This is a genomic window from Spirosoma sp. (genome assembly GCF_026391055.1).
GTDB lineage: Bacteria > Bacteroidota > Bacteroidia > Cytophagales > Spirosomataceae > Spirosoma.
This window is the reverse complement of sequence record NZ_JAPLET010000017.1, coordinates 168,753-195,740: the sequence shown is the minus strand read 5'-3', so window position 1 is coordinate 195,740 and position 26,988 is coordinate 168,753. Positions and strand designations below refer to the sequence as shown.

Sequence of the window (26,988 nt, the reverse complement as noted above, 5' to 3'; positions counted from 1 at the left end):
GCCGGGCCGGTCGCCGGGCCGACGCTCGCTACTACAACGCTGTTGCTACGACTGTAACGTAATAAAAGCCGCCCACGCTCGGTCCGGCGGTGAAGGTAGTGTAAGGCCGGTTCAGCAAGTTGGTACCCCCCACTTTAAACGAAAGCGAGTTGACCAACCGGCCGGGGGTGGGGAGTGCGTAGCTGAGTTGGGCGTCGAAGGTGTTGATAGCGGGAACAACACCCGTTGCCAGCGACGATTGCCACAGGAAGGAACTCTGGTATTTGTAGTTAAGCGAGAACCCTACGTTCTGCCAGAGGGTCGGATTCGAAATGCCCACGTTCGTTATCCATTTGGGCGTGTTGAAGGCTTCTTCCAGCCCGTCGCCCTGGTCCGTGCGATTCAGTTTTGCCAGCGAGGCATTGCCCGAAATAACCCAATCGCGACCTGCCGAATACCGCAGCCCCAGACTCGCCCCATAATTATAAACTTTCGTTTTTGAGTTGGTCCATAGCCGGTAGCGCTCCTGCTGATTCCGGTCGGCCATGTAATAGGCCAGCGAATCAGGGTTCTTGCCTTTGGGGATGTTGGCTTCCACCTGCGCGATGAAATTTCGGTAAACGTTAAAATAAAAATCAACGTCTAGGTATAGCTTTTTGTCGAAAAACAGCCCTTTGTACCCAACCTCAACGCTGTTGACCTGCTCAGGTTTTAGGTAGGTGTAGGTGTTGGGTTTCAATAGGCCTTTGTTCTTCTGAATCGCCTGATCGGTCGTCAGTTTATTGGTGTTCACATCGGCGTTGATGGCTGCCTGAAGGGCATCGATGGATGTGCGCAGATACGAGTTTTCGAAAATGCCCTGCGACATGATCTTCAGCCCGCCAACCCGTTTTACTCCGCCTGAGTTGACGTTGGAAAATGCCTCGAACAGCGACGGAAACCGGAAACCGGTCTGGTACGACGCCCGGAAAGTATGGTTTTCGACGGGCGAGAATACCGCTGAGATCCGGGGGTTGACTTTCGGATTAAAATACGTGTTTTTATCGAGCCGGATCGACCCGCTGAGCTTTAGCTTTTCACCGAAAAACTGGCGGGATGCCTGCACAAAGCCACCCGTTTTGCCATAGATCAGGTTACTGTTAGTTATGTCCGGGTTGATAAAATAATTGCCGTCGGGGAAGACCACATACCGCCTGAAATCCAGCCCCGCCAGCAGGTTGATGCCGGTTTTCTGCCGGAAACCCGCCCATAAAACACGGGTTGGCTCTACCTGCGCTTCGGCATGGTACAGCCAGGATTTCACCCGCAGGGACGCGCCAATATCCCAGTTGTTGATGTCACGGAGTCTGTCTACCTGCTGGTTGAATGTTACCGAACCCGGTTGCGGTCGGCCCGCATCGGCCGTAGTCCGGGCCGTACGTAGGGCGTCGACTGCGGATTGTCCGGCTGCAGTGCTGCTCGTGAACTGGTTTGTGAAGTCGGTAAACCACTGGTTGTCGGACTTAAAGGATTTGTCGATGTTTTCGGCCATCGAGCGAATGTTGTACGAGTCGCCCGTGTTTTCGCGCGTCCGGTAGGCCAGTATCTGCACCGAGGGCGATGTGAGGGCAATACCATGCTGATCGAGCACGTAATTTTCCAGCCGAAAGCGGTTGGTGCGCTGATACACGTTGTTAAGCGTGGCGGCTTTGTACTGATAGGAGAGGGTCAGGTTCGGCCGAATACGCCAGTACAGGCCCACATCGCCCCGGAGGTTTCGGAGGCTCAGATCAGTGATGTTGTTCTCAAAATAACCCGTTCGGGAAACCACATATTTTTTGCCGCCCACCGTCAGCGTTCGTCGGTTCGCCGACTCATCGCCGTAGTTATTGACCAGATCGCTGCCCGGATTGTTCGTTCCCGTCAGGCCCAGCGAGGTGTTGGCATTGGGGTTTAGGTCCGACTGGTCACCGGCAATCCATTCGTAGCCGCTTTGATAGGTAACGTTAATTTTGACCGCCACCCGCGACCCGATTGTCCGCACGTAGCGCAGGCTGGTCTCGCTGTAAACTTTTGCCGAAATCAGCGGATCATTGACATGGTTGACCGCTGTTTTCTGGCTAACACTCAAGCCCGGCGACGAAAACGGGTCTTTAGTAATCAGTTGCGCCAGCCCATTGAGGGCGTTCAGACCATAGAGTGCCGAAGCCGCTCCGGGTACAATCTCCACCTGTTGAATGTCGAGGTCGGAGGGAGCGAGCGCATTGGCGATAGGTGCCCCAATATGCGGTGCCTGGTTGTCTATGCCATCTACCAACTGGACGAAGCGCACGTTGGTCGGGTTGGCAAAGCCGCGCGTGTTGTAGACTTTGAATCCTAAGCTGGACGTCAGCAGTTGAACGCCTTTGAGGTTTTCAATCGCGTCGAAATAGGAGGGTTGAGCAGATAATCGAATCTGCCGGGAGTCGAGCAATTCGATACTCACCGGCGATTTAAGCACATTTTCAGGAATGCGTGAGGCTGTAATGACGATCTCACTCAGTTGAATTTTGCGCAGTGAATCCTTCGGACTGATGGTGCTGTCAGACAGCATATCGGCCTGTGCGTGTGAACAGATCAGCGAAAGAGAGAGTAAAATGTAGTGCATACATCGTTATTTCCGCCGAAATATAACGACCGCTAGGTTTCGACGGAAATAACGAGTGCCGCTTTACAACGGAAAGTGATGGAGCGGTCTAGCGTATTAGCTGATGTTACTATCTTAAATTAAGTATAATCTTATATCTTTATGTATACAGTAACTAGGCTGATTTATGGAAAATACACCACCAATAGATGTATTACTAGAGAATTATATATTAAACATTGGTGCTAGATACATTGCACTAATATCTCCAGAAGCTCAAACCAGCTTAATGAATCTGGTGAATCAAGTTGGAAAATTTCCTTCTGACGCCTGCCCACCAGCTTATGCACCACTTGAAAGTCCTGGTAAGTTATTAATTAACAGTTCTTTTGGTTATTTAGAGCGGCAGTGGCAGGAAGCTTTAGCCAGCTCCCCCGTGAAAGAACCATGTTCAACGGAATCGTCGAGGATGCTTTTTCAACGAGCACTCTTAGTTAACCAGCGAGAGATCGAGGCTACTCTGTCATGCATTAAACAAATGGATAAACTCATTGCGCGAGCTGAAACGACTCGTCATAGGTCTAACCAACAAGATGAACTAATCGGGCATTACCGGTCTGTTCGAGGCAGTTTTATAATTCGTCTGGAACAACTGAAATCGTTTCGGGAAAGACGGATAGGTTCGCGCTTTGCCAGTAGCGAAATAGACTAATCCCTGACTGGTATAGGCATTGGCTCGTGTCAGCCTTCTCAGGGCAGATTCGCCAGTTCGTCGGCCAAGAATTTCTGGAACCTATCCTGTAGCCCCCGGTAATGATTGAGGTATTTTTCGCCTTCGGCCGTTATGATAGTGCCACCACCTTTTTCGCCCCCGGTTTGCGTTACCACCAGTGGCGTGTTGGCTTGTGTATTCATGGAGTGGACCATCTCCCAGGCCCGTTTGTAGGACATGTTCATGGCTTTAGCGGCCTGGTTGATGGAGCCGGTACGCTGAATATGACCTAGTAACTCCAGCCGACCGATTCCCATAAAGCGTTCGGCGGTGTCGTTCGAAAATGTTTCAAGCCAGATGCGGCCGTTGATGCGGAGGTTCATGCCGGAAACAGATATTTGTTTGAGGGGCTAAAGTACGGCGGATTCATTATTTCAGTACGCGCTTTACGCCTAACCTGCCAAAAACTCCTTTGAGCCTGACCAGCTCTCTGTTCTTCAAACTGATCGAGTCTTTTGCCTGCTGACCGATGCTACGAGCTACACTGTCGGACATAAACCAGCCGAGCGGGTATTTTTCATTGTAAGCCAGCCGGAGGGTGAGGTAGTTGGTTTTGGGATTGGCAAACCGGTCCATAAAGGAGTTGAACATATTGTCGCGGGTAATGGAGCCGTTGTCCCAGGCATTTAGAAAGGCTAGTAATGGAATCTGTACTTCCTGCAAAATAGACCGCTTTTGCGGCAGATTGCCAATGGGGTTGCTGTTCTGGATAAAGAGCACGTATGGAATAATGGTTACCCGCTCAGCTGTGTCGAGCCGACGAATAGACGGGACTAGGTTGTTCAGCAACTGAATACAGGTTTCGACGCCCGAATTATCGAAATAGCCGCCATCGACCACATGGCCGCCATACCGCTCTTTGCGGCCGTTGCCTAACAACGTATCTTTCTGAATCAGCCCGCCATTGGTCACAATGGGGAAGCGGCTGCACAGGGAAGCCGCCGTTTTGAGCGGCACGTCTGCTCCCAGCACATCCAGCGTAGAGACTACATTTTTGAAATAGCGGCTGTCCAGTTGCAGATTCGAGGTAATAATTTTCTGTCCCGATTCGGCCAGAGTTCCGTTGAGTAACAATGATGGCAGGTTGTAATTATAACCCGCCCGCGTCTGATACAACTGCGTCAGCGACGAATCGAGCGTAGAAAGCGCCATGTTGTTGTAGTAGGAACTCGCCCAGGCGTCTTCGAGCCACTTGGCCCGTTCTAGCGCGGGCAACGGCGCCGGGATGAGCCGCTGGACGGATTCGGGAAACAGCAGAGCCGAGGATACCCCCGACAAATAATCATCCCGAATCACGTTCCGGAACCGTTCGAAGGCGCGGGTACGGTCTGCTTCAGCAAAATCGCGGAGAAAGGCCGTATAAAAAACGGTGCCAACGCCCCCGCCCGAGACGCCACTCAGCGCGTACACATGCCGGCTGAAACCCGGCATGATGGAGTCGAGCCGGATAAGCGTTTCGGCGGTCCAGTTCAGGGCGCGGATACCCCCGCCTTCGGCCGCTACCAGCACCAGCGGAATGGTGTCGCCGTCTTCCTGCCGACGGGCCGCTACCCATCGGGCAAAGTGTGCGTCGACGGTTGGGCGTTGCGAGATTGACGGCACCCGTTGCCCCGTTGCTTTACGAACCGCCGTATTATCGTTAAACGCACTGATGATGACCAAATAGCCGACCATTATCAGCACGAGCGGACGATAGCGATAATCATTAAAATAGACTACCACACTCCCCCAGAAGGTGTACATCGTAATGCCAAAAATGATAATGGCCGTTGGGCGTAAGCGCTGGGCTATGCCCCACTGAACGGGCAGACTGAACAACGCAATCAAAAACAACGTCAGCACAACGCCCGTCCGGATGACCAGACGCCCCAGCGGGTGACGCCACAAGCCCCGGATATCCTGTTTGAAATTGGTGTACCGGTTCGAAAACCGCCAGTGGTCGGGCAGAGCAAAAACGGGAACGTACTGTTCTACCCAGAGAAACTGAACCAGCATCAGGCCACTTTCCAGCAGAAGCAGATACGGTTGCCAGCGGTCGGGTTTCCAGAATGCATACGCCAGAATCAGGGCTGGAACGACCCCACCAGCTTTAGGAAGCCACCGAAGTAACAGATCACTTTCTTTATTGATACGGATACCAACGGGCGAAATATGCAGAATCATGCGCGTGCAGCCATACACGAGCCAGCTCCAGACGAGTGTACTGAGTAATATGTACTGGAACAGCCGATGAAAAACACCATCGTCGATAACGGCATTGATCATATCGGCCGCCTGATCGGGAACGGTCAGAATATAGAGCGACAGGAGCAGTGTGATGATGATTACAAAGGCGTTCCGCTGGGTCTGGTAGAACGCGATGGTATAATTTCTGATATGTTGCGCAAAAGACGGCGGATGGCTGGGCTGCACAGGAAACAGGATTGAATCGTCAATTGATTGAATGTACTCGTTTGCTGATGAACGGCAGCTGAGTCGTTCGTTAATTTTTGGCCAAAATCTAACTCTATAACGTCTGTAGCGTCAATTTTGGCTTGTTCCCGTTTGGTATTTTAAGTGAAGCTTTATTGATCAAGGGTTGCTTTTTGCGTTGACAAACGAGCCATTTTCTTTTCCGTACCTTTGCGCGAAATCACCAACTTAATAGCTTGTATGGACGTAAAGGACAGTAATGGAACCAGCCTCACCGAAGGGGATTCCGTAAAATTGATCAAAGATCTGAAAGTAAGAGGCTCGTCGACTACCCTTAAACGGGGAACCGTCGTTAAAAATATCCGGCTTACCGACGATGCCGAAGAAATTGAAGGTAAAGTTGAGAAAACCGTAATGGTCCTGAAAACGATGTTCTTGCAGAAGGTATAACCGCTTACCGCCAGCTGCCCGTCGCGCCGGACATCTCCAATCAATTAGTTAGATAACGAATCACGCTAGCGGGTAGGAATTAGTATCCTCAGGCCCGTTCGTCGAAACTAAGTTCCTGTTGGTGCTCCCGGATGTAATGGGCCTTGACAACCGTAGCGGTTTTATGATCGCCGGTATGGCTCCAGCCTGGAGGCATAATGATGTAAAGAAATTTGTTTTTAAGACCCGGCGCCCTGTAAACATCCTTGCCCAGCGCGACAATCTCGCCAAAGTAAGCATCCAGAAAATCGCCTTTTTTCATGGGGCGACTAATGCCGTATTCGATTTCCATCGTTGTTTTCTCATCCTGTAAGGTACCAAAGGCTCTATCCCATATGTTGAGGAGATTGCAAAAGTTGGTGTCCATATATAGTGGGTTACGGGCATGATGTACGCGGTGATGCGATGGTGTAAGAATAACTTTATTCAAAACACCCAGCCGCCCGTCTTTGAGCAGATTCTCACCAATATGGATAAACGCCCCCCAGGTTCCGTCGATGAACATGATGAGAAAAAGCAAGGGAGGATTTACGCCCAGAAGAATACAGATGGTGGTACGGATGATATCGGCGTAGGGCGCTTCGAGAAAAAAGTGCGCGTAGGTTACGGACAGGTTCATATATTCCGGCGCGTGGTGGGTAGAGTGCAGGCACCAGAAAAGCCGAACTTTGTGCCCGAAATAATGATAGACAAAATGGGCTAGCTCCCAAACCACGTACCCGTATATAAACCAGTACCAGGTAAATGAGGTCTTGATGAGTGCATAAGGCTCAAACAGGCCAATGCAGAAAGCAACCATAGCAATCGACAGGAAGCTGGAAATGAAGCGGTTCAGAATATAGGTGAACGCAGAAATCTTGTACTGGTCATGCGAGTAGCGCCGGTAAAATAGCCCACGAATAATCTCCATCAACAGGAGTACGGGAATGACCGGTCTTAAAAAAGCCTGAATACCTTTCTGGGTCAGCAGCGCTTCGTAGTTCTGCGTCTGAATGATTTCCCAAAGTTGGTCAAACCCCCAGAACCCGGTGAATTCGTGGTAAAGGATCTCGAAAGTATGCATAAAGTAAAGCAGGTTATCGATAGGAACAAGTTGGTGCTATTGCGCTACTGAAGCAGGTAAATGCCCGCCAGGCAGTACCCAAACAGAATAAACATTTTTTGTGCGCAATTATACCGCTCCTTATCGATAAACGCTATATGTAGCCTTAAAACGACTGTGTACTCGCTCCTCGTAAGTGACAGATGATCAATGAGTTATTGATCTGGTTTGTCATGTTTATTAACTGGTGAATACTCGTTCACCCCTCCGAATTGCATTCACCAGATTATGCGCCCGGCGGGTGGGTTCGGGAATGCGGTAGCCTCCGTCACACGCTAACGTGAGCGAAATGGCCGTTTCCAGATCGATTAGATTCCCCGGCGATACATAGACGGGATTGACTTTATTCTTTGTCCGCAACGCGGCTCCAATTACTTCGTTATAATGCCGCATCGGTGACCAGTTGCCGCGCTCCGGTGCCGGGTCGTCGTACTTACCCACCAGCACCGATTTGCCGCAGCCAAACGTGGGTCGGTTCAGGAACAGACCCGCGTGCGAGGCAATACCAATCCGGCGGGGGTGGGCCGTGCCGTGGCCATCGAACATGACCACGTCGGGCTCGGTCTTGAGTTTCTGCCACGCTTCGAGCAGGGACGGAATTTCCCGAAACGACAACAAGCCCGGAATATAGGGGAAAGGGGCTGTGCTCACCACGCCCGCTTCTTCGATGGTTTCGAGCGTATCCAGCCGCAGCACCACAATACCCGCATACACCGTTTCTTCGAACTTGTTGAACGAAATATCGCAGCCCGCAATCGTTTTGGGTGGTTCTGCCAGAGGCTGAATCTTAATCTGATTGCGTAACTGATTTTGCAGGATGACGGCTTCGGTGGGGGATACGTTCCACTCGTGAAGAGGCTGGTAAGTGGCCATAGGCAGATATGATTCGTGCCTACCTAACTCGCCGGGTTGGACAAGGGTTTAATTTTTATGACCTCATTGAGGTTGCTTCCGAATCAAGGTCACGACAAAATCAAACTGTGAATCGGTGTGCAGTAGCAAATCATTTATTGTAACGGGCACGTAGTAATCCGGCAGTGTACCGCGCCCTTTCTGCTTCGGTTCAGGTACGGCATTGTTGTAGTACACCAGCGGTGTTGTTACCTGTATACCTGACCTGGGCAGTTCAAGGGTAATAAAACTACCCCCGTTCCCCCCTTCATACGCCCCCCCGGATTCCGTACCAATAAACACTCCCACGTTGTTGGCATGAGCAACCGCCAGAAACTCCGACGCTGTTGAGGCACTTTCTCCGTTCATCAGCACATAAACCTGTCCTTTGAACCGATTGGGCTTAGGGGTATATCGTTTGGGGGTTCGGCCCGTCGAATCAATGCCGCTGTCTTGTTTAAGAGTAAACGTACCGTCGGCTTCAGGTATCAACTCGTTCTTTATGTTTTTGCGGTTGGCTTCGGAGAGGTCCGAAAACTGGAGAAACTCGCTCCCATTAGTGCCATTGCTAATGCTATGCTGGCGAGCGTAGTAGGGTACGGCTGAATCCGTTTTCATCAGATAGGTGAATAACTCGATACCCTGACTGTCCCAACCACCTGTATTCCCTCTGACATCAATGACCAAATGCTTTGTTCGCTGCTTTTCGAGTTTAGCCAGGCTCTTATCCATAAATGCCCGAAAGACGGTTACGGCTTCAGTACTGTTTCTTGCTCCCTCTCCACCGAATCCATCGAACCGAAGAATAGCAGTGTTGGCCAGCGTATCGGGGAACGACAGGCGCCAGGGGTGTTTCTGTTTTTTGTTGACATACCAGGCTACCATTTGCTTGTTAACCGGATTTTTGAGCATTTGCCGCAACGACACGCGGTAGGGTTTCGCTTCGGCATTCACCTGAACTGTGTCGCCCGTCAGACTGCGAAATTTGAGCGAAAACGTATCCGGCTGGCCAACGAACCAATAATAGAACAAGTCAAAAAATTCACCCCGCATCTGACTTTTCGATGATCGGATATAGCCATCGGCCCAATGATGTCGGTATATTAGCTGTCGGACATCGTCCATCGACTGGCCGTTAATGCTAAGTAGCTCAAAGCCGGGTTTGATGGTTTGGTCGGTCGTGCCGTTCATCAGGACGAAGAAGCGCTGTTGAGTAGACCATATAAAAAATGGGTTCGTTTTCTGGACTTTATTGAATTGATTGCGCCAGTTTTTCTCCGGTAATGCATGCGTATGAGCGCAGCGGATGTCGGCCATAAGCGCTTCAATGGTCTGGTAAAAATTATAAAACGGAAGTGGTTTTGCCAGCGTGTGATCAATACTATCCAGCTTAGCCTGCATGATGGCTTTGGGCGTGTAGCGATATAAACCCGGATGCGTTTCTTCCAGCAGCCTGCGGAGGTAGCGGAAATCGGCCTGCATAGCGGAGGGTTGCAGGGTTCTGGTTTTTAGCGAGTCGATGGCTGGCTGGGCGTGGCCGCTAAACGAAACCAGGAACGAAAGGAGAAGATAGTGGAGGGCTCTCATTACACGTCATTTTTTGTCAAAAGAGCCTATAAACAACCTGCCTATCTACTCAAATCCTGATTTGAGCGTAGTTTCCGGCCTACAATTTTCCGACGAAGTGATTGAGGAAGGCTTTTGCAAAGGCGGAGGCCCGTAAATCTTTCTGAAGTTTCGGATTGGTTCGGAAGGGGTCGAATTTGGCGTAGAAAGGACGATTAAGATCCTGTGAGTTCGCTAAAACGATAAGCGTCAGGTCTTTTCCCGGAATCTTGACCAGCAAAGATGAGTTGCCTGTCCACACGCCGGTATGCCACCTGATTTTGATGCCTTTGTAGGCATGTACAAACCAACCCAAACCATACGGCAGCGTTTTTCCTTTTGGCGAAACCGTAGGCGTAAACACCTTTTCCCAGGTTGCGGGGCTTAGAAAACGTTTTTCATCAATAGCATTGGAGTAAGTTGCCAGATCCGCCACGCAGGACATTAATCCGGCTGATGGCCCAAAATAAGTAGGGTAGGTAATGGGTACAAGCTGGTTTTTCTGCCATTCATACGGTTTGGCAACCAACCGCTCAAAAGCTGCCCGATCATAACCCATCAAGGCAAAGTCGGTCGAATCGGCTACGTTGGGTGCCGTGTGTGTGAGTTGAAGGGGTAAAAGAATTTGTTGAGTTAGCAATTGACCAAACGATTGGCCGGAAGCCTGTTCAATTACCTGTTTCAACTGGCCGTATTGATCGCCATTATAGATAAAACTGTAGCCCGGCTTGAACCCATTCAGGCTATGCCCCATGGCTGTATGAGTGAGCAGGTGCTTTATTTTTATTCGGTCATCGCCACCCCAGCGCGCACCCAGGTTGATGCCGTATTTAGTGACCGGGTCATCCAGACTCACCTTGCCCGATTCTACCAACTGCATCAGAATAATGGCCCCGAAAGTTTTGGTAACGGAGGCTAAATGATAGATCGTGTGTTCGTTCGGTACCAGCTTATGTTCAATGTCGGCATAGCCCAGGCCTTTGTGCCAAACTAACTTTTTGCCCTGTACAATACCGACAGAAAGAGAAGGTATGTGGTATCGTTGCCGTAAGGTTTCCAACTCGCTGGCAAACGAAGCGGTATCCGCCAGATTGATCGACGGATCGGTAATCTGAGCTGGAGCGGGAACCGGGTGAGTTAGTGTGAATAAAAAGATAGTTATCCACAAGAGCGTTTTCATGCTGCGTTGTTTTTACCCAAAGCAAGGCCAAAATCACGCGGATGTCTACTCAAATCCTGATTTGAGAGGAGTTTTTCTGTTGAGAGGCATATTCACCGGGCGATATTCCTGTCAGTTGCTTGAACGCCCGCTGAAAGGTAGCCTGTGAATTGAAACCGCACTCGAAAGCAATACCCGTTAACGTCAGATGTTGGCTGACCGGACTAATCAACTGCTGCTTCACGGCTTCGATCCTGTATTCGTTGACAAACGCATTGAAGCTTTTCCCGAGGTGTTGATTCATGACAAACGAAACAGTCTTCGGCGGGAGCTGCACGTGCCGCGCCACCTTCTCAACGGTCAGTTCCGGGTCGAGGTACAGTTTGTTGGTTTGCATGGCCTGCGTCAAGAGATCAATAGCCTTACGAACGGCTTCATCAGGTATACTCGTGGCACTGACTTTAGGGGCCGCTATCGGACTTTGCCGGGTATGTATATACCCTTTCAGGCCCAGCCAGTAAATCAGAACGGCAATGGGAATATAAATCGGATACCAGCCGAATTTGTCCAGCAACGCCGACCGGGTATCGGGAATGATGTAGGGTACCAGATGCACCAGCCATATGACCTGAAAAGCCAGAAAGACATTGATAAACTGCCAGAGCCAGCGCCTATTCTGGTGCTGATGTTCAGCGGTTAGGTGGTTACCGGCTAGTTTGTACTGGCTGAGAAATCGTCTTGTCAGAATAAGATAAGTCGTTACGGAAAGCCAGCGCGGAATATCGGCGTAGGTGTCATATTCATTCATGACGTGCCCCCAGAGCGGACCATCCGACGTTGGAACAAGGCCAAGCAATACGCCCCCCAGAAACACCAAGCCGATAATTTTGGCGCCCCAGTCCAGTACGACGGGGTAAAAATGCCGCTGTTCCCGTCGACCTAATCGAAAAGCCGGGTCCAGCATGGAGCGAGTGTAAAAGTAGACAAGCGGCCCCAGGGGCATCGCCATGATGAGGGGTAAGAAATCAAGCGCGAAAACAACCCAGCGATTATAAGGGGGAATGGCTAAGGCCAGACTCATCAAGGCCAGTAAGCCGATCAATACGCTCAGCAATCGGTTGGATAACCGGCGACCTTTGGGAGTTATCCACAATAAGGTCGACAGAATAAATCCCTGTAGAGCGCCAAGCAGCAAGATCAGGTCGAGCGGAGAGATGGTCATGGACAGACGTGCGTTTACGTTCTCTAATCGACGATCTTCACCCGAATGCGGTGTGGTGCTACCTGATTCCCGCCGAAATAAAGGCCGGTGTTGTAGGCAAATGATTTGTTATGCGTGAACGGTACCGTTTTGCCGCCCAGCACCTGGTATAGCTTCCGGTCGTAGTCGATCTTGATGACCATGCGGGTGGGCGTGTTAAGCGCCACTTCGGCCACTTTGAAGTCGATCCGGTTACCCTCAACGTAAATGTAAGCGCCTAAGTCAATGCGTCCTCGCTGGGGATTCCAGCGCCAGCCTACCCGCGCGCCGTCCACCTGATGGGGAGGTACGCCATCCAGTGGCTGATCTTTAGAACCAACGAAGCCTATGCCAATCACTTTATTCCAGTCATCGGCATCCAGGGCCCCAACATCGTATATACACGAACTGTCGAAGGTAACCGTGGCTGATACTTCCTGCGGGCTAATTAGCAGCCCTACTTTACGCTTGGGATTGGGTTCGTGTTCACCCGCTTCAATGACGACCCAGTCGGAATCAGATAGCAAAAAATCGGGGACGCACGCACTCATGAATAGCCCGATTCCCACAATAAACAGTGTTTTCAACGAAAACAGGAAGGCGCGTACTGGCGGAGATGAGAGAAGCATGATGGCATTGCAGGAATGATTGTACAAATAACGCCATAAACCGGCGAAGTGATGTGCCGCTGGCTCAGGTTATCCATACGCTTCTTACTACAATGTTTATGGACCGCATTTGGCTCAGTCAGTGACAGGAAATTGAGTGATCATATATAGTCGGTTGACTGACAGGGGTATGTGTTGTGCGATGGCTTTTTCCACTTGTCAATTTTTTAAGAGCGGATCGTAGCCTTTTCGTATATTTCCACATCATTTTGCTAGTAAACCACTTATCCATTCATATGGAATCGGCATTTCCTTCTTCGTTCGAATCTGGCCGGGATCGGGCGGCTACCCGCGTCGGCAGTTGGCGGTTAGGTATACCCACCTACATCTACGCCGTAGTTTTTTCGTCCTTTTGCATACTCATGGGCTTGCTCTGGGATATCATGTGGCACATGAGCATCGGACGTGATGGGCTGTTGGCCCCTCCTCACGTAGTTATTTACGTGGGTGCTGTTGTGTCGGGTCTGTTTTCGGCTTACCAGATTCTTAGCCTGACATTAACGAAAAATCATCCGGGACGTGCACAGTCTGTTCCGTTCTGGGGCGTTTTCTACAGTCCGCTGGGGGCCATGTTCTGCGTATGGGGCGCACTGGCCATGCTCACATCAGCTCCGTTTGACGACTGGTGGCACAACACATACGGGCTTGATGTTCAGATTCTGACGCCCCCGCATACGATTCTGGCTATCGGTATCATGACCGTGCAGTTCGGCGCAATTGTGGGTGTGCTGGCCCTGCAAAACAAATACCGCAACCCGGGGCAGTCACTTCATGCTTCTATCGAAGCGACTCAGCGGGGCGTTCGGCTCAAGTGGCTGTTTGCTATTTCAGCCGGGTTGTTGCTGACTATGCTTTATACCTTGCTCTCGGAGTCGCTGGGTATGCGCGAATCGCACGAGTCCGGCTTCTACGCAACGGCCGGTATCATTTTACCTTTCTATCTGCTGGCCGTTGGCCGGGCTTCTCTGCTGCGCTGGCCCATTACGACCATCACTGCAATGTACATGCTCAGTATGCTGGTACCGAGCTGGGTGTTGCAGTATTTTCCGGCAACACCCCGTTTGGGACCGGTGCTAAACCCCATTACGCACTATCAACCTTTCGTATTTCCGCTGGTGCTGATCCTGCCCGGACTAGCTCTCGACTGGCTCATGCATCGCTTCGAAGCCCCGGCAGGAGGTAAACGTAAACTGAATGACTGGATACTGTCTGTGATTTATGCCGTTGGGTTCATGGTTATTTTACTGGTCGTTCAATGGCCGTTTGGCGAGTTTCTGCTCACGTCGCCTTATGCGCACAATGGTATTTTTCTGTCCTATTCTTGGACGTACGACAGCCCCCCAGATTGGGAATACCGCTATGCGTTTGCCCCCTGGAATACCCAGTCGGCCGCCGATTTCGGCCTTGGTTTCGCCAAAGCGCTGGTCTACGCAACCCTCTCAACGCGTGTTGGCTTGTTGTGGGGCAACTGGATGAAACGTGTCGTTCGATAAGCCGTAGATAGAAAGAAAACAAAGTACATGAAAGCCATAAAATACAGGAAATATAGTCGAATGAAGTGGGTAGTGCTGCTTCTTTCGCTCTTTTACTCTTTCGCTCTTTCACCAACGGTATTTGCCCACGTAGGCAGTTCCGGCGTTATAGTGCAGAAACAGGCAGGTAAATACCAACTATTGATCAGCGTACAACCGCCGGATGTTGTACCTGGTACGGCAAAAGTTACTGTCTATGTCGAGCAGGGGCGGGTAAGCAGTATTGGTGCCCGACCTATTTATTTTCGCTCGGGTAATAAAGGGGCTCCAACGCACGATGAGCTGGCCCTGATGGCCGACAATCGCTATGAAGCCGATTTATGGCTGATGAGTTCGGGCTCCTCCAGCATTGAGCTTACCATTGACGGTCCCGATGGAAAGCAGCAGGTAATTGTACCCGTTATGGCTATTGCCACCGCCCTGCGCGACATGCCCGCCGGAACAGGCTGGGGCCTTGCTGCTATGGGATTACTGCTGGTAGTCATGCTGGTTACGATTATCGGAGCCAGCAATTCAGACGGGGTTGTGCTTCCCGGTGAACCGGCTCCCGCCAAACTCGGTCGTCGGCGACTGCTTGGCATGGGGGCAGGTCTGGCCGTCATTTTGCTGATCCTGACGGGCTGGCGAACCTGGTGGACCAGTACGGCTGAACAGTACAAGAACCAGCAGTTGTATAAGCCCGCTACGATCCATGCGTCCGTTCGGGTAGCCGATGCCCAGCGTCTGTTAATGATTCAGTTCGATACTACGGGCTCCGGCAAAGATCGTCGGCAACGCCGGATGCTGAGCTATATATTGCCCGACCATGGCAAGCTAATGCACGCATTTCTGGTGCGTATGCCGGGTATGGATGCGTTTGCGCACCTGCACCCCAACCGACGCGACACCCTGAATTTCGAGGCTGCGCTGCCGCCATTGCCCGGTGGTAAATACCTGCTTTATTCTGATGTTGTTTACCGAAATGGTTTTGCCGAAACACTGACCGACACCGTTGAAGTACCCTCCCTAAAGATCTCCGCCGTGGCTGCTGCCGCTGCCAAATCGACCGATGCTGATGATAGCTGGCTCCTAACCGAACCGATGGGTGTTAAAGCGGGAGCAGTGAATGTACCGCATCTGGATAACGACATGGTGGTTTGTGGCAAGCCGGGAGCCAGTATGAAGCTGGAAGACGGCTCTACGATGCTCTGGATGGATAAATCGACCCCAATACTGGAAGCCGGTAAGTTATACACGCTGAAATTCGCCGTTGCCGATGCGAATGGAAAAGCTACACCGCTGGAACCGTATCTTGGCATGGGCGGACATGCAGCTATCTTACGCTCCGATGGTTCCGTATACATCCACCTTCACCCCGTAGGTACCTACTCTATGGCGGCAGAAGAGTCCCTAACCAGCCGAATCGCTGATACAGCCCGAACATTTCATTACCCGGACGCCGTTCGTTTCCGCGATAGCATTGATGCCTACATCAACAAACTCAAGACCATGCCGGAGGCTGAAAAAAATCAGGTACTGGCCGCTTCTATGCCCAGTATGAAAGTGGCGGGTATGACCCACTCCATGAAGACAACCAACATGGTCGAGTTTCCCTACGCGTTCCCAAGAGCCGGTCACTACCGCATTTGGGTGCAGGTAAAACGCAACGGTCGGGTTTTAACGGGTGTGTTCGACACGCAGGTTACAGAATCGTTGCTCTAAAATATGCCCCTAACTCGTTCAGAATCAGTTTTTGGACGAGTTGGGGTAAATTTTTATCAATTTTTTTTGCGCATAGGACTTGACAAGCGTCAAAAAACGCCTACCTTTGCATCCACAATTCGCCGATTGGCAGGCGAAATTGATAATGCGAAAGTAGCTCAGCTGGTAGAGCGCGACCTTGCCAAGGTCGAGGTCGCGGGTTCGAACCCCGTCTTTCGCTCCACAAAAAGGCACCGAAACCGGTGCTTTTTTTGTAAGACCGCTTCACTACCGTGAAGCATGAAATGCCGGGATGGTGGAATTGGTAGACACGCCGGACTTAAAATCCTGTGGGCCTCAAGCCCGTGCGGGTTCGACTCCCGCTCCTGGTACTAAGTGAACCTCTAATTGTCTGAAATATAGATAGTTAGAGGTTTTTTATTTTTTGCGTATACGGATCGGTGTACTGAAATCACTGAATTTGATGAAAAGAGTCGTAAAGCTTTGGTTAATTGTTGCCTTTATTGCTACGTTCGATCAGTGTAAACAGCCAAGTGTATTTGTTCCAGCTAGCACTGTACCCACTCGTGACAATAACATGGCGATGGGTAACCCCGATGGAGCAAAGCCATTAGAAAGTAGTCCCAATGCTTATCTGATTACCCGGTCGACCTATAGCTTGTCCTACAATCAATCCACCGGTATTGCCAACTGGTGTAGCTGGCACTTGAGCACAGCCTGGAAAGGATCGGCCACGCGCTACACTGGCAACTTCATCCCGGACCAATCATTACCGGCTCCCTGGTATCAGGTCCGGCACGCGGATTATGTCAACACTGGTTTTGACCGTGGGCACCTCTGCCCTTCGGATGATCGGGATAGTACGGCTGAGGAAAACAAGACAACCTTTATTCTTACCAACATTGTGCCCCAGGCACCTCAGCATAACCGACAGGCCTGGAAGAATCTGGAAGACTATTGCCGTGGACTATTAGCTAAAGAGAATGAGTTGTACATTATTGCTGGCACTTGGAATAAGGGTGGCGAGGGCGATAATGGCAAAGCAAGTAATATAGCCAATGGCAAAATAACCGTACCGGCTGCTTTGTGGAAGGTTATTGTTATATTACCAGTAGGGTCGGATGATGTGAACCGGATAAACGCACAGACGCGGGTAATTGCCGTTTGGATGCCGAACACAAACGCTGTTGGCGAATTGCCATGGTCAGGTTACCGGGTGAGTGTCGATGAGGTAGAAAAGCAAACGGGATATAACTTGCTGTCGAATGTAAAGGAGAGTATTCAGAAGATAGTTGAAAAAGAAACTGATAAAAAGTAAAGTACTAGCTTATAAGTTTACAAACAAGTACTTTAATGGCTACTGTTAGATTAAGACCATAACCGCTCATTTTCCCATCCTGAAGGAAATCCTATCCGGCTTGCATTCATTTGAGGGTACTTCTGTATAATAGTTTTTAAGTTAGCCGATAATGAAGTTTCGGGGCTAACAACTTTCAACATGTAAAGTATAACCGATAAAATGCCATATAGACGGGTATTTTCAAATTCTCGGTTTTCCAAGTATGGAAAAGCATGTCTTTTTGGATGCATTGGCGTAATAGTCAATCCTCGGTTCCACAGACGTCCATGATGAGCGCAAATATTTCGAACGAAAGTTATACTCTCTAACCAACTTTCAAGAATTGAAGAGTCAACCCCAAAATGTTTAGCAATAGCCTTTCTTTCATCTGATTGCCTAAGGTCACTGAATAACTTCGAGAGTAAGCCCAAAGAAAATACCTCTAAACTCATCCAAGCAGGAGGCCGTTGTGGATTAGTGTACTTACCCAAATATCTTTTTATAAATACTTCATTTGATCTACTAAGTTCATCATCTAGTTTTTGCAAGATTACACCATGAATTTCCATGTGTTTGAAAAGCGTTGAATTTTCAAACCAATCACTACCATAGGCGGTTGAGAAGTTATATATTATCAAAGTTCTAATTGCAATTTCTATACGCTCAATTGCATCAAAAACCAACATTCGCAAATCCCGATCAAACAAGTACAATTCTTGAATGTCCTCAAAAGTGGTGTCTTGATGGAAATTATGTTCAGCATCGCCTGACTGCTGAAGAGGTCTCATATAGGCGCTGAGCCTATAGTAACTAACGTAGGTGAGAAAATGTGCTGCTTTAGAATAATCAGATACTTGTAAGCCTCTATGTTTTAACAATTCTAGCTGTTGATCAATAGTCAAAGCAGGCTTAGAAAATTTCATTTTTTATAGAAAAAGAAAAACCTGCCGGGGTGCGCGTGCTAGGCATAGGCGTGGCAGGTATTGTTAATGACAAAACAACGACACTTTTGCTTATGTTCCAAATATACAAAAAAATAAATAACAGTACGCCACCGAAATCAATCAAACGGTCATATGAAACTCTTTGAAAAACGCTTTGAGAGGCGACATACTATTTAGCAAGTATATCTTACGCGTCGTAAACCTTAGCAATAAATACGCTGGCTTCATCGGCCACTCAGGATTATACCTCTGTGAGGGCATTCTTAACTTACCCTGACCATAATGCTTATCGTCTGTGCCCATTACGGACGATAGCCTGATCAATCGTCCATCTGGCTCCTTATTGTACAACATACATGCTGGTAATAAGTAGGCACAAAATCCATAAACGGCAACTTAGTAAGTGTAATACACATTTAAGGCATCTATAGGACCCTGTCAATATCATAAAGATATATAGGACTATTATTTGCCAGTAAAGGCCTATAATTGCCTTTTGACAAGCGATCTCTATATTGATGGTATAAAGAACACTAAAATTAAAATAAACGCTCAGACTCTAACTACGGAGGTTTCATATACATAAGATAAACATACTCGGCAAACGGAACAGATTTGCTTATATGGGGTGACAGTATAATAAATCTTTTATCACTACTTTAAAAAAAATGCATATGCTCGAAACTTGGTGAAATACCAATTATATGCCTCGCGCGCGTGTTATATAATATAATATAATTTATATAATAAACTATAAGGACGTAAAATTTGTATCTATAATAGTAGTATAACGGAAAAATCCAAATCGCTATTTGAACTATACCCCATATACGCGCACAAGTAGTGATACTTTTACATAAGCATAAATCAAAATTTAGCGTTTATTTGATGCAGAGTGGACACTTTTCACCGTAAATGATCTAAACTCTGCGTAAAATCTACACTATAATTATGGTCGATACAATCGAGGAAGCCATTCATCAGGCAACGGAGGACAATGATAAGGCAAACCAAACCTTAAGCACTCTGGCTAAGGGGTGTGATGAATATTTGGATAAGGCGAACGAACAAAAGGGTCGATTTGAAGCTATTGCGGATGAGCTTAAAACTCTGAATGATAGAACAATAATCGCCTTTAATAACAATCAAGAAGAAGCCTACAGCCTTCTATCTCCAATGAAGATTTTACTGGATGCATGCAATCGAAACATTTCTTCCTTGAAGAAGAGTGAATTTGCTGAGGCTATGTTGTCCACTATATTGAGGTTTCAAGATGAGACAGGGCAATTAGAAGAGAATATCCATGATTTTGAAGTGATCCGCAATCAATCGCCTCAAGATCAAGAATGGTTATCAATTTTAAGTCAATTGTAAATTGGTCGCTTCTTCCACATCTTCTTTTAGAGCTACTTTAAGAATGCTTAGCGGCAAAAGGAAGGCGGGGTATAGTACATGCCCCAAAGACATTTGCAATGAGTTGAATGGCTCTAATCTTGCTGATTTACCAAATACACCAAATACGAGAATTCGCGGAGTTGGACCGTATTCCTTAATAAAGTTTCGTATAGCAGATTCAGGGAATAAGCGCGGGCAGTCAGGAGGCTTTCGTGTGTATGCTTTGACTAATATTACAACTGAAGAAATTATACTTCTTTTAGTTTATCCTAAAAATGGCAAGAAGAAGATAGAAAGTATTACAGATGCCTACGAAAAAGAGTTAGTTAAAGAATTTATAAGGGAGCGAGATCAGGGCTTATTAGTTAAGTTGGATTTACAACATGATTTGGCTGCCATAGAAGAGACACAGCCAATTTTTCGAGGCTAAATAGAGTTGCCAGCTTACTTCCAAAATGTTCTCTAACGCATGGTACAAAGTATGCCCCTAATAAACTGATCTTCAGTTTATTAGGGGCATACTTATTTTAGATGTGTACGGCTTTGTGTATGGTATTAGTTTGAATCAGGCTAGGGTAGTATTTAGATATAAAGTTAACTAGTTAAATTCTTTAAGTAAAAGTGAGTATCTACATTGTAAAACAGTAGGTATTAATGTGTTAAAGTACATTTCAGTGTACAGAGTGGTTAGATTACTCTGCAATCATCCTTAAAGAGACTATTACCCGAAGCTTCATGAAATACCTCTTTAGTGTTCTGATATTTTTATTCTTTTAAACTGTTGGAGGGGGCTTGAAATGAAGCGCCAACTTGGAAGCAAACTAAAAAAAGTAACTCTAATGAGGAAAAATGAGTGTTGAAGCGGAAGAGAGCAAAAGTTCTATTTTGGACATATCCGAATGGATTATAAGTGAACACTTTAACACGAGGGGATCCCGTGAAAAATTTATTCTTGAAGATTATTACGGATTTCGATATTACTTTAAAAAGTCCAAAGAGGAGGCTGGTTATTTGCATGAGTTTTGGTCTGAAGTTATTGCCTATCAAATTGGCTTGATGCTAAAGTTTCCAGTTCTAAAGTATGAAGCCGCTATTTTTAATGAGCATATTGGCTGTCTATGTCGTTCTTTGATTGGTCAGCATGAAGACTTGATTGAAGGATTACAATTCTTACAGGCTTATGACCCAAGCTTTCAAGTATTTAATAAATCCGGACGAAATCGTTATTCATATCAGCTAATCGAAAAGACATTTGTTTCCTTGGGGTTATCAGTAAAAATGCACCATGTTCTTGAGACAATAATTTTTGATGCTATAATTGGTAACCAGGATAGGCACCAGGAAAATTGGGCTTTTCGAGTATTGGTGAATCGAAAATCAACAATAGTTAAAGCTTTTACGGATGTATTAGCTGTAGCTCAGAAAGGATACGCAATGACGATTTCAGGCATATCAGAGTATAAAGCTTACATGGATGTAACTTATAACGCTTTGTTGGAATACACTTTAATCTATGATAATGGAAGTAGTTTAGGACGAGAGTTAAGGCAAGATCGTATTATGCGCATGCTTAAAGATGAAAATATGCTTTTAGCATACATAAAAAAGGGTAAAGCTGAAATCAGATGGCATGATCAACATATTAGTCATTTTGAGTTAGTCGAAGTGTTATTTCGAGAGTCAGGCTATGCTTGGTATGACGATTTAATCAAAAGAGTAAAAGCCAATTATGACGAAAATCTGTTATATGATGTACTCGAATCGGTAGATAATGACATACCCGATTCTTTTAAAGAATATAAACTTTCGCCTGAACGCAAGGAATTAATACTAAAAATGACTACCTTTCGGGTTAATTATTTGGCTAATCTACTATGAAAGAGGCTTTTAGTAGCATTTATCTTGGCTGGAGGCCACCTACTTCAGAAGACAGATATCTTATTGGGCTAATTACCAAGCAAGCTGATAAGCTTACTTTTTCATATATATATGATGAGGTAATGAAAGCCGCTCGTAGAGGATTTTTTCCTTACATAGAATTTCGTGATACTTCTAAAACCTACGATGAATACGTTTTAGAAATATTCGCTCAGCGACTTACTCCAAAATCACGCTACAAAACATCGCCAGTTTTTAAATTTTGGGAGATAAGTGAATCAATACTTGAAGATAGGTTAGCTACTCTGGCTTTTACTCAGGCCATGTTGCCTACTGATAACTTTGAATTTTTAGCTGATTTTCACCCAAGAAAAGGACTCACTTTTATAACAGATCTAATTGATTTAAGCCTACTTCCGGGTGCTCTTTTAGCTGAAGGGGATCAATTAACTTGGGAAAGAAAAACTTCCGAAGATGGCCTTGAGCAACAGATTATAGTAAGTTATGAAAACCAAAAGGTTGGTCAGGTTAAAAGAGTTCATTCAAATGTATTTAATACCTATGAAGGAAACATACGCTTGCGAGTCCACAGTACTGAAAAAAAGGAATCTTTGCGGAAAGCATTCGTAAAGATTGAACTTCTTTAAATTAAAAATCATGTTTTTGGAATGCTCATAATGTTGACTTTCGATCTAACTTAAGTATAGGAAGGCGTAAAAGATCAATATTTGAAAGCTTAAGGGCAATAACTGTAGACCATTGACCTCTTTAAACACAAATCGATTGAGGTTGCGTTACTTCGCAGGCTACATTAGAGAACGCATAAATAACTGTAGGATAATTTGTTATGCGGTTTGTAGCTTTAATGTGTATGGAATGGTTGTAAAGCAATAGTGGGAAAGGTAACTCTACTTCACTTCTTTTTTCGATTGAATATTGCATTTATAGCTTTTGTAGAATCTGGCTCTTGAAGTGATTTAGTATATATTTCAGTGGTGACAAGACTGCTATGTCCTAGCATTTTCTGAATATCGTACATTGTTAGACTTACATCTTGTTCCATCACTCGCCTGGCCAGGTCTGCAAAGCTATGCCTAGCGTTATGATTTGTCAGCTTCTCAGGCAAACCCGCAGCTTTTTTTACCTCTCGCAGACATAGGTTTACCTGGCGGTTCCAGTGTGCATTATCATTATACAACCTGCGCTTGACTTCAAAAGGAGCCTGTTTGTATTGTTCGTGCGTAAAGATTTTAGCGTAGGGCCGGGTATCATCCAAGTAAGGTAAAATAAAAGCTGTAGGACTAGCTTTCTCGTTCCAGTATCGTTTCATTAACGCCCTGCCTTCGTCAAGAACGGGAATGTTAACGACGTTTCCAGTCTTCAACATTTCATAGCGCAAGTGTATCGGATTGCCATCTTGATCCAGTGTAAAGTTTTGGTAGCGTAAAAACAAGACATCGGAAAACCGCATACCTGCTAAAACGTGTTCCAGCATCCAAATTTGAAACGCTCCTACGGGTGTTACCCGTCTGCGGGTAGTGTTGACCGCCAGCGCTGCTACGTCTTGGATAGTGGTTTCTGTTAATTTGGCTTTTCGTGGCTTTAGTTCAGCCAGTTCATTTACATCATTCCAGGGTGAAAGAAAAGCCGCTTTTTTAGGTGAAACTCCGGTTTTAACCAATACGGCTTTATGAATGATGTCTAGCCGTTCCAGCATCTTGTTTATGGTTGATCCTTTACGCTTACCGCCATATGCTATCGGTGTCTTTATTAGATAATCCTGAAAGGATCGTATTAAGACCGGTGTGACGGACGCCAGCGGTAGACTTTCGCCAGCCCAACTTTTAAACGCATTGACAGCACTACGCTTTCCTATGTAGGTAGCGTAGGCTTGTTCTTTTACGTCCTCTAAAACCTTATCTACCCAATCAAAATACAGGTCCGATGAACCAGCCCTAAACCGTTCGGCTAGCTGGCCAGGTGTTAAAATAGTCCCTGACGTTTCCGCATCCTGCCAGGCTTGGACCTGCTTCTTAATACGGTCGTGTTCGTAAAGAATTTCTTGGTTTAATGCTTCTCGATTGGGGTGGCCAATTATCCATCTCGTCCACTTTTGCTTAGGACTCCAATACTTTGAAGCATTTTCTATTCTTACAGTAGTAAGTACTCGCCCTGGCTTTTGTCCCTTTAGATGTAAGCGAATGAACACTGATGACCTTCCTTTTGAATCAGGTCTGCTATTCAGTTCTATATTATAAGAAACTGGCATACTTAAAGAAAATTATGCTTATCATTTAGCTAGTTGAAGCGTCTTGAACGCTAACTAACAAATTGATAGACATAATTACAAGTGCCATCTTGATTTGTAAATAACTGACAATCAAAATTATATCCCTGGCTATATAATTAGATGTAGCCAGGGATATATTTCCTACAGTCACTTGTCAAAGCTACTTACATTGCCTCTCTTGCTCTTTCGAACTGGTCATTAGTGGTATCTAACCTTGCAGCACTTTCAGACAACTCAGTTAAGAAGTTAATCAATTGTTGAGCTACGAGTAATTGAGTGCGATTCACATCTAGTGCTACATCGGTAGATGGTGAAGTTAGCCAGCGATAAAGAAGGTCATTTACTACTCCAATAGGACTAGAAGCACCATGGCAGTCCATGAAGTTCCTAACTAAAGCTACCAGCTTTGTTTGATCTTCGCGGACCTGGCGGTTAAATACAATGTTTTGGGTATAGTTTGGCTGGTTGTCAGCCGTCGAAAGAATTGAAGAGGCTGTATTTACCGATTGCTCAGAATCGTTTGCAGAATCTCCCTTACCCACGTAATTTTGTTCCGTGCACATAATAATTAGAAGTTAGAGTGTTGTACATGCCCCGATGCTGCAACTGTCCAGGTCTCAGCACAGGGGCTTTTTATTTGAAGGGGTAACTTTCATCCCCATTGATAATACAATGTTAAAGAAACTTCTTATATATGGCAAGTTTTTGGGTAAAAAATATTTTACTTAAAAAAGGCCCCAACTTCAACGCCTAAAGCATCGGCTATCTTTTGTAGAGTTTCTATTGTCAAGTTTTGCTTACCACCTTCGTAGCCGTTTACTGTAGGTTCACCTACGCCTAATTTTTCGCCAAGTTCCTTCTGGGTTAGTCCTTTTGCTTTTCGAGTCTGGCGAATAAGTTGCCCAACTGCCTGTTTTATCTCTGACATAACTATACATTAGTGTAGTAAATATAGTATTTAGACTTTGGATAAATACGAAGTCACGACTAATTTTTACCATTCGATCAATCGATTCAAGTAAATTAGTTATAGATCGAACGGTTTATGGGAGTCTGGCCGAACTGCTATAAATGGCCTAAAATCTGCGCTATAGGAAGCGAACAGTAAGCTGGCCAGAAAAGATACTGTCATAGCTGTTTTAGTGACTGATAGGGACGAAAACGCAGCCAGGGCGGTAACCGCTGAAGCGCTGAACAAACCGCTGGCTGATAAAGTGGCCAGGTATGAGGGGCGTACCTAGGCTGGTAAGAAGCTGCGGCAAGCTGGCTGGATAACGCTTGCAGTGCTGGCCATAAAAGGGCTATTGTAACCACACACTTACACACTTACAAATTTATAAAGTGTGTGGTCGTAATAGGTTGTTTATTAACTACTTATCTGTACACCTCACACTTACACACTTATAAACTCGTATATACATAAGAACTGAACAGCTAATACATATAGCTATTATACAGTGTATGTATATAGAGGCTGCAAGTTTCAAAATTAAGTGTGTAAGTGTGAGGTTTGGGTTAATTGGCTAGTTTCCAGTAAGTTGCACTAAGAACAAAGTGTGTGGTGAATTTACAAGTGTGTGGAAATTTGCCCGTTTAAGTAAACGTACTGCCATCGTAAGATATAGATCGTTCTCATCACAACTCGATTTTAATACTCTTACAGGGTGAGTTTTGGGCGTCGAATAATATGGATGACTAAGGCTCCTTTTACCCCTAGGGTGCTCTTCCATGCCTCAAATGTGCTACGGCTCATATCAGGCATGGATTGCCGATCCATCGAAATATTTGTTACCAATTCGCCAGCATCCAATGAAGTGGATTGTATACAAATCAATCTTCCCTCATCTTCCTGTTGCTTGTGGTGAACCAATGGGTTAATATTTCCCTGCATTAAGTTCGATAACAAGGAAAGCTTTTCGGCGCGATTTAGCCTTTGATTTTTCATTAGCGTTGATTATCAGGCAGAAGGAAAATAACCGAAATGCCTTTTCGCCAGGCGTATTGGTCTAATTCCTTATACGGGATTCTAATTTCTTTATCTCTTTCCTGAATGACTATTTCATCGTCCGGACTAGGGGGGTTTTTGTCAGGGCTAAAAATCCCTATAATTGCTTCATTTTCCTGCGACTCACGTAATCGTTGGCGTACGGCTTCATTAACTTGCCCTTGTACAAGCTTGGTGAGCAGAGCAATTTTTTCATGTCGTTTCATTATTGTCAATTTTGGCCAACGCCTTGTTCAAGAGTTCGTCAATCTGTTGATCTGTCAATGTCGATAGGTCTACCTTCTGCTCACGCTGCTTAGGAATTACAAACTCTAATAGTTTTAAATAGGCCGTTACCCGGTCTTTTGGTTCTAGGTCGTCCAGGTCGCTATTAATGGCATCAAATCGCATATCTATTAATGCTGCAATCTTACTTTTAATATCGGTCGTGGCTTTGTTTTGGGTCCCAGTCTTGCGACCGCCTACCTTTTTATGTCCTTTTTCAAACTTCATGTTATCACTAAATTAGTGGTTTGTTGGTGGGTAATTACACCTTGATTTTACTAAGGCTTTCGGTTTATAGTTCTGATTATGTAGCCGTGCTCTCTTTTGATAATAGTACCGTCAGACGCCGTTATTTCATCAGGTGTTAGCTTTACTTCATAGAGGTAACCCCGAACGCTCTTATATGTAATATTGCTGCCACAGTGATCGTTTCGGTGACCGTCGTAAGCAGGACCACTAGCATGCTTGTGGCTCTTTGCACAAAACGGGCAGGGCAAAGTCTTACTAGCCCCTTCAATCCTAAACAGTACAGCGACAGGATTGCCGTTATAAATCTCGTAGTGTTCACAAATGGGCAATTTGGGTGCTCTTCTCATGGTATTTTAAAATTCTATGAAGTGTCACCAACAACCTATAACTTCATTGGTGACAGTTAAGTATCTGACTTGCAGTAGATTTACCTTATCTGTCACCGTCACCATTGGTATGTATTGAAAAG

General features: G+C 46.5%; 25 protein-coding genes and 2 tRNA genes. 11 read left to right on the top strand and 16 right to left on the bottom strand.

Translation table 11 applies throughout. The annotated features are described in order from the left end of the window. Nucleotides 1-31: 31 nt before the first annotated feature. Nucleotides 32-2,605: a TonB-dependent receptor gene (locus NT073_RS09655; RefSeq protein ID WP_297372377.1), complete on the bottom strand. Its 2,574-nt coding sequence runs from the start codon at nt 2,603-2,605 to the stop codon at nt 32-34. Nucleotides 2,606-2,771: 166 nt separating this feature from the next. On the opposite strand from NT073_RS09655, the gene NT073_RS09650 reads away from it, so the two are divergent. Next, nucleotides 2,772-3,296 (top strand): hypothetical protein, encoded by a 525-nt coding sequence (locus NT073_RS09650; protein ID WP_297372374.1) that lies wholly within the window; start codon nt 2,772-2,774, stop codon nt 3,294-3,296. 38 nt (nt 3,297-3,334) lie between these two features. On the opposite strand, the gene NT073_RS09645 is transcribed toward NT073_RS09650, so the two are convergent. Both NT073_RS09645 and NT073_RS09640 read right to left on the bottom strand, forming a co-directional pair. Beyond that, nucleotides 3,335-3,679 (bottom strand): LysR family transcriptional regulator, encoded by a 345-nt coding sequence (locus tag NT073_RS09645; RefSeq protein WP_297372372.1) that lies wholly within the window; start codon nt 3,677-3,679, stop codon nt 3,335-3,337. Between the two features lie 46 nt (nt 3,680-3,725). Then, entirely contained in the window at nt 3,726-5,768 is a 2,043-nt protein-coding gene (locus NT073_RS09640; protein ID WP_297372367.1) for a hypothetical protein, read from the bottom strand. Nucleotides 5,769-6,008: 240 nt separating this feature from the next. Here NT073_RS09640 and NT073_RS09635 point away from each other — a divergent pair, with 240 nt between their 5' ends. Continuing rightward, complete coding sequence (locus tag NT073_RS09635) at nt 6,009-6,218, top strand: alkylphosphonate utilization protein (protein ID WP_297372365.1); 210 nt, start codon at nt 6,009-6,011, stop codon at nt 6,216-6,218. An 88-nt stretch (nt 6,219-6,306) separates the two neighbouring features. Here NT073_RS09635 and NT073_RS09630 read toward each other — a convergent pair whose 3' ends face one another. The 6 genes from NT073_RS09630 to NT073_RS09605 all read right to left on the bottom strand — a co-directional run bounded on the left by NT073_RS09630 (nt 6,307) and on the right by NT073_RS09605 (nt 12,883). Further along, the gene (locus NT073_RS09630) at nt 6,307-7,320 is read right to left on the bottom strand and encodes a sterol desaturase family protein (protein ID WP_297372362.1); all 1,014 of its coding nucleotides are present in this window, start codon (nt 7,318-7,320) and stop codon (nt 6,307-6,309) included. 219 nt (nt 7,321-7,539) lie between these two features. After that, nucleotides 7,540-8,232, bottom strand: coding sequence for a deoxyribonuclease V (gene nfi, locus NT073_RS09625; protein WP_297372359.1), 693 nt, complete (start codon nt 8,230-8,232; stop codon nt 7,540-7,542). Between the two features lie 63 nt (nt 8,233-8,295). Beyond that, nucleotides 8,296-9,837, bottom strand: coding sequence for a S41 family peptidase (locus NT073_RS09620; protein WP_297372356.1), 1,542 nt, complete (start codon nt 9,835-9,837; stop codon nt 8,296-8,298). Between the two features lie 79 nt (nt 9,838-9,916). Then, entirely contained in the window at nt 9,917-11,035 is a 1,119-nt protein-coding gene (locus tag NT073_RS09615; RefSeq protein WP_297372354.1) for a serine hydrolase domain-containing protein, read from the bottom strand. 49 nt (nt 11,036-11,084) lie between these two features. After that, nucleotides 11,085-12,236 carry a helix-turn-helix transcriptional regulator gene (locus tag NT073_RS09610; RefSeq protein ID WP_297372351.1) on the bottom strand — a complete coding sequence of 384 codons (1,152 nt, stop codon included), beginning with the start codon at nt 12,234-12,236 and terminating at the stop codon, nt 11,085-11,087. A gap of 23 nt (nt 12,237-12,259) precedes the next feature. Beyond that, on the bottom strand, nt 12,260-12,883 hold the full coding sequence (locus NT073_RS09605; RefSeq protein WP_297372348.1) for a hypothetical protein: 624 nt from the start codon (nt 12,881-12,883) through the stop codon (nt 12,260-12,262). A gap of 275 nt (nt 12,884-13,158) precedes the next feature. Between NT073_RS09605 and NT073_RS09600 the strand changes: the two genes are divergently transcribed. The 5 genes from NT073_RS09600 to NT073_RS09580 all read left to right on the top strand — a co-directional run bounded on the left by NT073_RS09600 (nt 13,159) and on the right by NT073_RS09580 (nt 17,473). Further along, on the top strand, nt 13,159-14,415 hold the full coding sequence (locus NT073_RS09600; RefSeq protein ID WP_297372345.1) for a hypothetical protein: 1,257 nt from the start codon (nt 13,159-13,161) through the stop codon (nt 14,413-14,415). Between the two features lie 27 nt (nt 14,416-14,442). Then, the gene (locus tag NT073_RS09595; protein WP_297372342.1) at nt 14,443-16,155 is read left to right on the top strand and encodes a hypothetical protein; all 1,713 of its coding nucleotides are present in this window, start codon (nt 14,443-14,445) and stop codon (nt 16,153-16,155) included. A gap of 147 nt (nt 16,156-16,302) precedes the next feature. Continuing rightward, nucleotides 16,303-16,378 (top strand) — tRNA-Gly (locus NT073_RS09590). Nucleotides 16,379-16,441: 63 nt separating this feature from the next. Then, nucleotides 16,442-16,526: transfer RNA gene (locus NT073_RS09585), tRNA-Leu, on the top strand. 92 nt (nt 16,527-16,618) lie between these two features. Continuing rightward, complete coding sequence (locus tag NT073_RS09580; protein ID WP_297372339.1) at nt 16,619-17,473, top strand: DNA/RNA non-specific endonuclease; 855 nt, start codon at nt 16,619-16,621, stop codon at nt 17,471-17,473. A gap of 50 nt (nt 17,474-17,523) precedes the next feature. On the opposite strand, the gene NT073_RS09575 is transcribed toward NT073_RS09580, so the two are convergent. Further along, a complete protein-coding gene (locus NT073_RS09575) occupies nt 17,524-18,417 on the bottom strand; it encodes an Abi family protein (RefSeq protein WP_297372336.1) in 894 nt (297 codons plus the stop codon). Nucleotides 18,418-19,389: 972 nt separating this feature from the next. Here NT073_RS09575 and NT073_RS09570 point away from each other — a divergent pair. The 4 genes from NT073_RS09570 (at nt 19,390) to NT073_RS09555 (ending at nt 22,358) form a co-directional block, all read left to right on the top strand. After that, on the top strand, nt 19,390-19,812 hold the full coding sequence (locus NT073_RS09570; RefSeq protein WP_297372334.1) for a hypothetical protein: 423 nt from the start codon (nt 19,390-19,392) through the stop codon (nt 19,810-19,812). A 43-nt stretch (nt 19,813-19,855) separates the two neighbouring features. Continuing rightward, the gene (locus NT073_RS09565) at nt 19,856-20,263 is read left to right on the top strand and encodes a hypothetical protein (RefSeq protein WP_297372331.1); all 408 of its coding nucleotides are present in this window, start codon (nt 19,856-19,858) and stop codon (nt 20,261-20,263) included. A 419-nt stretch (nt 20,264-20,682) separates the two neighbouring features. Next, nucleotides 20,683-21,711 carry a hypothetical protein gene (locus NT073_RS09560; protein ID WP_297372328.1) on the top strand — a complete coding sequence of 343 codons (1,029 nt, stop codon included), beginning with the start codon at nt 20,683-20,685 and terminating at the stop codon, nt 21,709-21,711. After that, nucleotides 21,708-22,358 (top strand): hypothetical protein, encoded by a 651-nt coding sequence (locus NT073_RS09555; protein ID WP_297372324.1) that lies wholly within the window; start codon nt 21,708-21,710, stop codon nt 22,356-22,358. Before NT073_RS09560 ends, NT073_RS09555 begins: the two co-directional genes overlap by 4 nt. Before the next feature lie 266 nt (nt 22,359-22,624). Here NT073_RS09555 and NT073_RS09550 read toward each other — a convergent pair whose 3' ends face one another. From NT073_RS09550 to NT073_RS09525, 6 genes are all read right to left on the bottom strand, one after another. After that, nucleotides 22,625-23,980 (bottom strand): tyrosine-type recombinase/integrase, encoded by a 1,356-nt coding sequence (locus NT073_RS09550; RefSeq protein ID WP_297372321.1) that lies wholly within the window; start codon nt 23,978-23,980, stop codon nt 22,625-22,627. 185 nt (nt 23,981-24,165) lie between these two features. Then, nucleotides 24,166-24,564 (bottom strand): hypothetical protein, encoded by a 399-nt coding sequence (locus NT073_RS09545; RefSeq protein ID WP_297372318.1) that lies wholly within the window; start codon nt 24,562-24,564, stop codon nt 24,166-24,168. 158 nt (nt 24,565-24,722) lie between these two features. Then, nucleotides 24,723-24,929 (bottom strand): helix-turn-helix transcriptional regulator, encoded by a 207-nt coding sequence (locus NT073_RS09540; RefSeq protein ID WP_297372315.1) that lies wholly within the window; start codon nt 24,927-24,929, stop codon nt 24,723-24,725. A gap of 729 nt (nt 24,930-25,658) precedes the next feature. Then, the gene (locus NT073_RS09535; RefSeq protein ID WP_297372312.1) at nt 25,659-25,946 is read right to left on the bottom strand and encodes a hypothetical protein; all 288 of its coding nucleotides are present in this window, start codon (nt 25,944-25,946) and stop codon (nt 25,659-25,661) included. Beyond that, nucleotides 25,946-26,212: a hypothetical protein gene (locus NT073_RS09530; protein ID WP_297372309.1), complete on the bottom strand. Its 267-nt coding sequence runs from the start codon at nt 26,210-26,212 to the stop codon at nt 25,946-25,948. Before NT073_RS09530 ends, NT073_RS09535 begins: the two co-directional genes overlap by 1 nt. Next, entirely contained in the window at nt 26,199-26,498 is a 300-nt protein-coding gene (locus NT073_RS09525; protein WP_297372306.1) for a hypothetical protein, read from the bottom strand. The genes NT073_RS09530 and NT073_RS09525 overlap by 14 nt, the downstream gene beginning before the upstream one ends. Between the last annotated feature and the right edge of the window lie 490 nt (nt 26,499-26,988).

Bases quoted from the DNA above. Each gene is read 5' to 3' on its own strand.
- NT073_RS09635 (WP_297372365.1), top strand. From the start codon at position 6,009: ATGGACGTAAAGGACAGTAATGGAACCAGCCTCACCGAAGGGGATTCC.
- NT073_RS09645 (WP_297372372.1), bottom strand. From the start codon at position 3,679: ATGAACCTCCGCATCAACGGCCGCATCTGGCTTGAAACATTTTCGAAC.
- NT073_RS09650 (WP_297372374.1), top strand. From the start codon at position 2,772: ATGGAAAATACACCACCAATAGATGTATTACTAGAGAATTATATATTA.
- NT073_RS09615 (WP_297372354.1), bottom strand. From the start codon at position 11,035: ATGAAAACGCTCTTGTGGATAACTATCTTTTTATTCACACTAACTCAC.
- NT073_RS09530 (WP_297372309.1), bottom strand. From the start codon at position 26,212: ATGAAACGACATGAAAAAATTGCTCTGCTCACCAAGCTTGTACAAGGG.
- NT073_RS09620 (WP_297372356.1), bottom strand. From the start codon at position 9,837: ATGAGAGCCCTCCACTATCTTCTCCTTTCGTTCCTGGTTTCGTTTAGC.
- NT073_RS09570 (WP_297372334.1), top strand. From the start codon at position 19,390: ATGGTCGATACAATCGAGGAAGCCATTCATCAGGCAACGGAGGACAAT.
- NT073_RS09600 (WP_297372345.1), top strand. From the start codon at position 13,159: ATGGAATCGGCATTTCCTTCTTCGTTCGAATCTGGCCGGGATCGGGCG.
- NT073_RS09565 (WP_297372331.1), top strand. From the start codon at position 19,856: ATGCTTAGCGGCAAAAGGAAGGCGGGGTATAGTACATGCCCCAAAGAC.
- NT073_RS09545 (WP_297372318.1), bottom strand. From the start codon at position 24,564: ATGTGCACGGAACAAAATTACGTGGGTAAGGGAGATTCTGCAAACGAT.
- NT073_RS09610 (WP_297372351.1), bottom strand. From the start codon at position 12,236: ATGACCATCTCTCCGCTCGACCTGATCTTGCTGCTTGGCGCTCTACAG.
- NT073_RS09655 (WP_297372377.1), bottom strand. From the start codon at position 2,605: ATGCACTACATTTTACTCTCTCTTTCGCTGATCTGTTCACACGCACAG.
- NT073_RS09555 (WP_297372324.1), top strand. From the start codon at position 21,708: ATGAAAGAGGCTTTTAGTAGCATTTATCTTGGCTGGAGGCCACCTACT.
- NT073_RS09540 (WP_297372315.1), bottom strand. From the start codon at position 24,929: ATGTCAGAGATAAAACAGGCAGTTGGGCAACTTATTCGCCAGACTCGA.
- NT073_RS09525 (WP_297372306.1), bottom strand. From the start codon at position 26,498: ATGAAGTTTGAAAAAGGACATAAAAAGGTAGGCGGTCGCAAGACTGGG.
- NT073_RS09575 (WP_297372336.1), bottom strand. From the start codon at position 18,417: ATGAAATTTTCTAAGCCTGCTTTGACTATTGATCAACAGCTAGAATTG.
- NT073_RS09580 (WP_297372339.1), top strand. From the start codon at position 16,619: ATGAAAAGAGTCGTAAAGCTTTGGTTAATTGTTGCCTTTATTGCTACG.
- NT073_RS09560 (WP_297372328.1), top strand. From the start codon at position 20,683: ATGAGTGTTGAAGCGGAAGAGAGCAAAAGTTCTATTTTGGACATATCC.
- NT073_RS09535 (WP_297372312.1), bottom strand. From the start codon at position 25,946: ATGAAAAATCAAAGGCTAAATCGCGCCGAAAAGCTTTCCTTGTTATCG.
- NT073_RS09605 (WP_297372348.1), bottom strand. From the start codon at position 12,883: ATGCTTCTCTCATCTCCGCCAGTACGCGCCTTCCTGTTTTCGTTGAAA.
- NT073_RS09630 (WP_297372362.1), bottom strand. From the start codon at position 7,320: ATGCATACTTTCGAGATCCTTTACCACGAATTCACCGGGTTCTGGGGG.
- NT073_RS09595 (WP_297372342.1), top strand. From the start codon at position 14,443: ATGAAAGCCATAAAATACAGGAAATATAGTCGAATGAAGTGGGTAGTG.
- nfi (WP_297372359.1), bottom strand. From the start codon at position 8,232: ATGGCCACTTACCAGCCTCTTCACGAGTGGAACGTATCCCCCACCGAA.
- NT073_RS09550 (WP_297372321.1), bottom strand. From the start codon at position 23,980: ATGCCAGTTTCTTATAATATAGAACTGAATAGCAGACCTGATTCAAAA.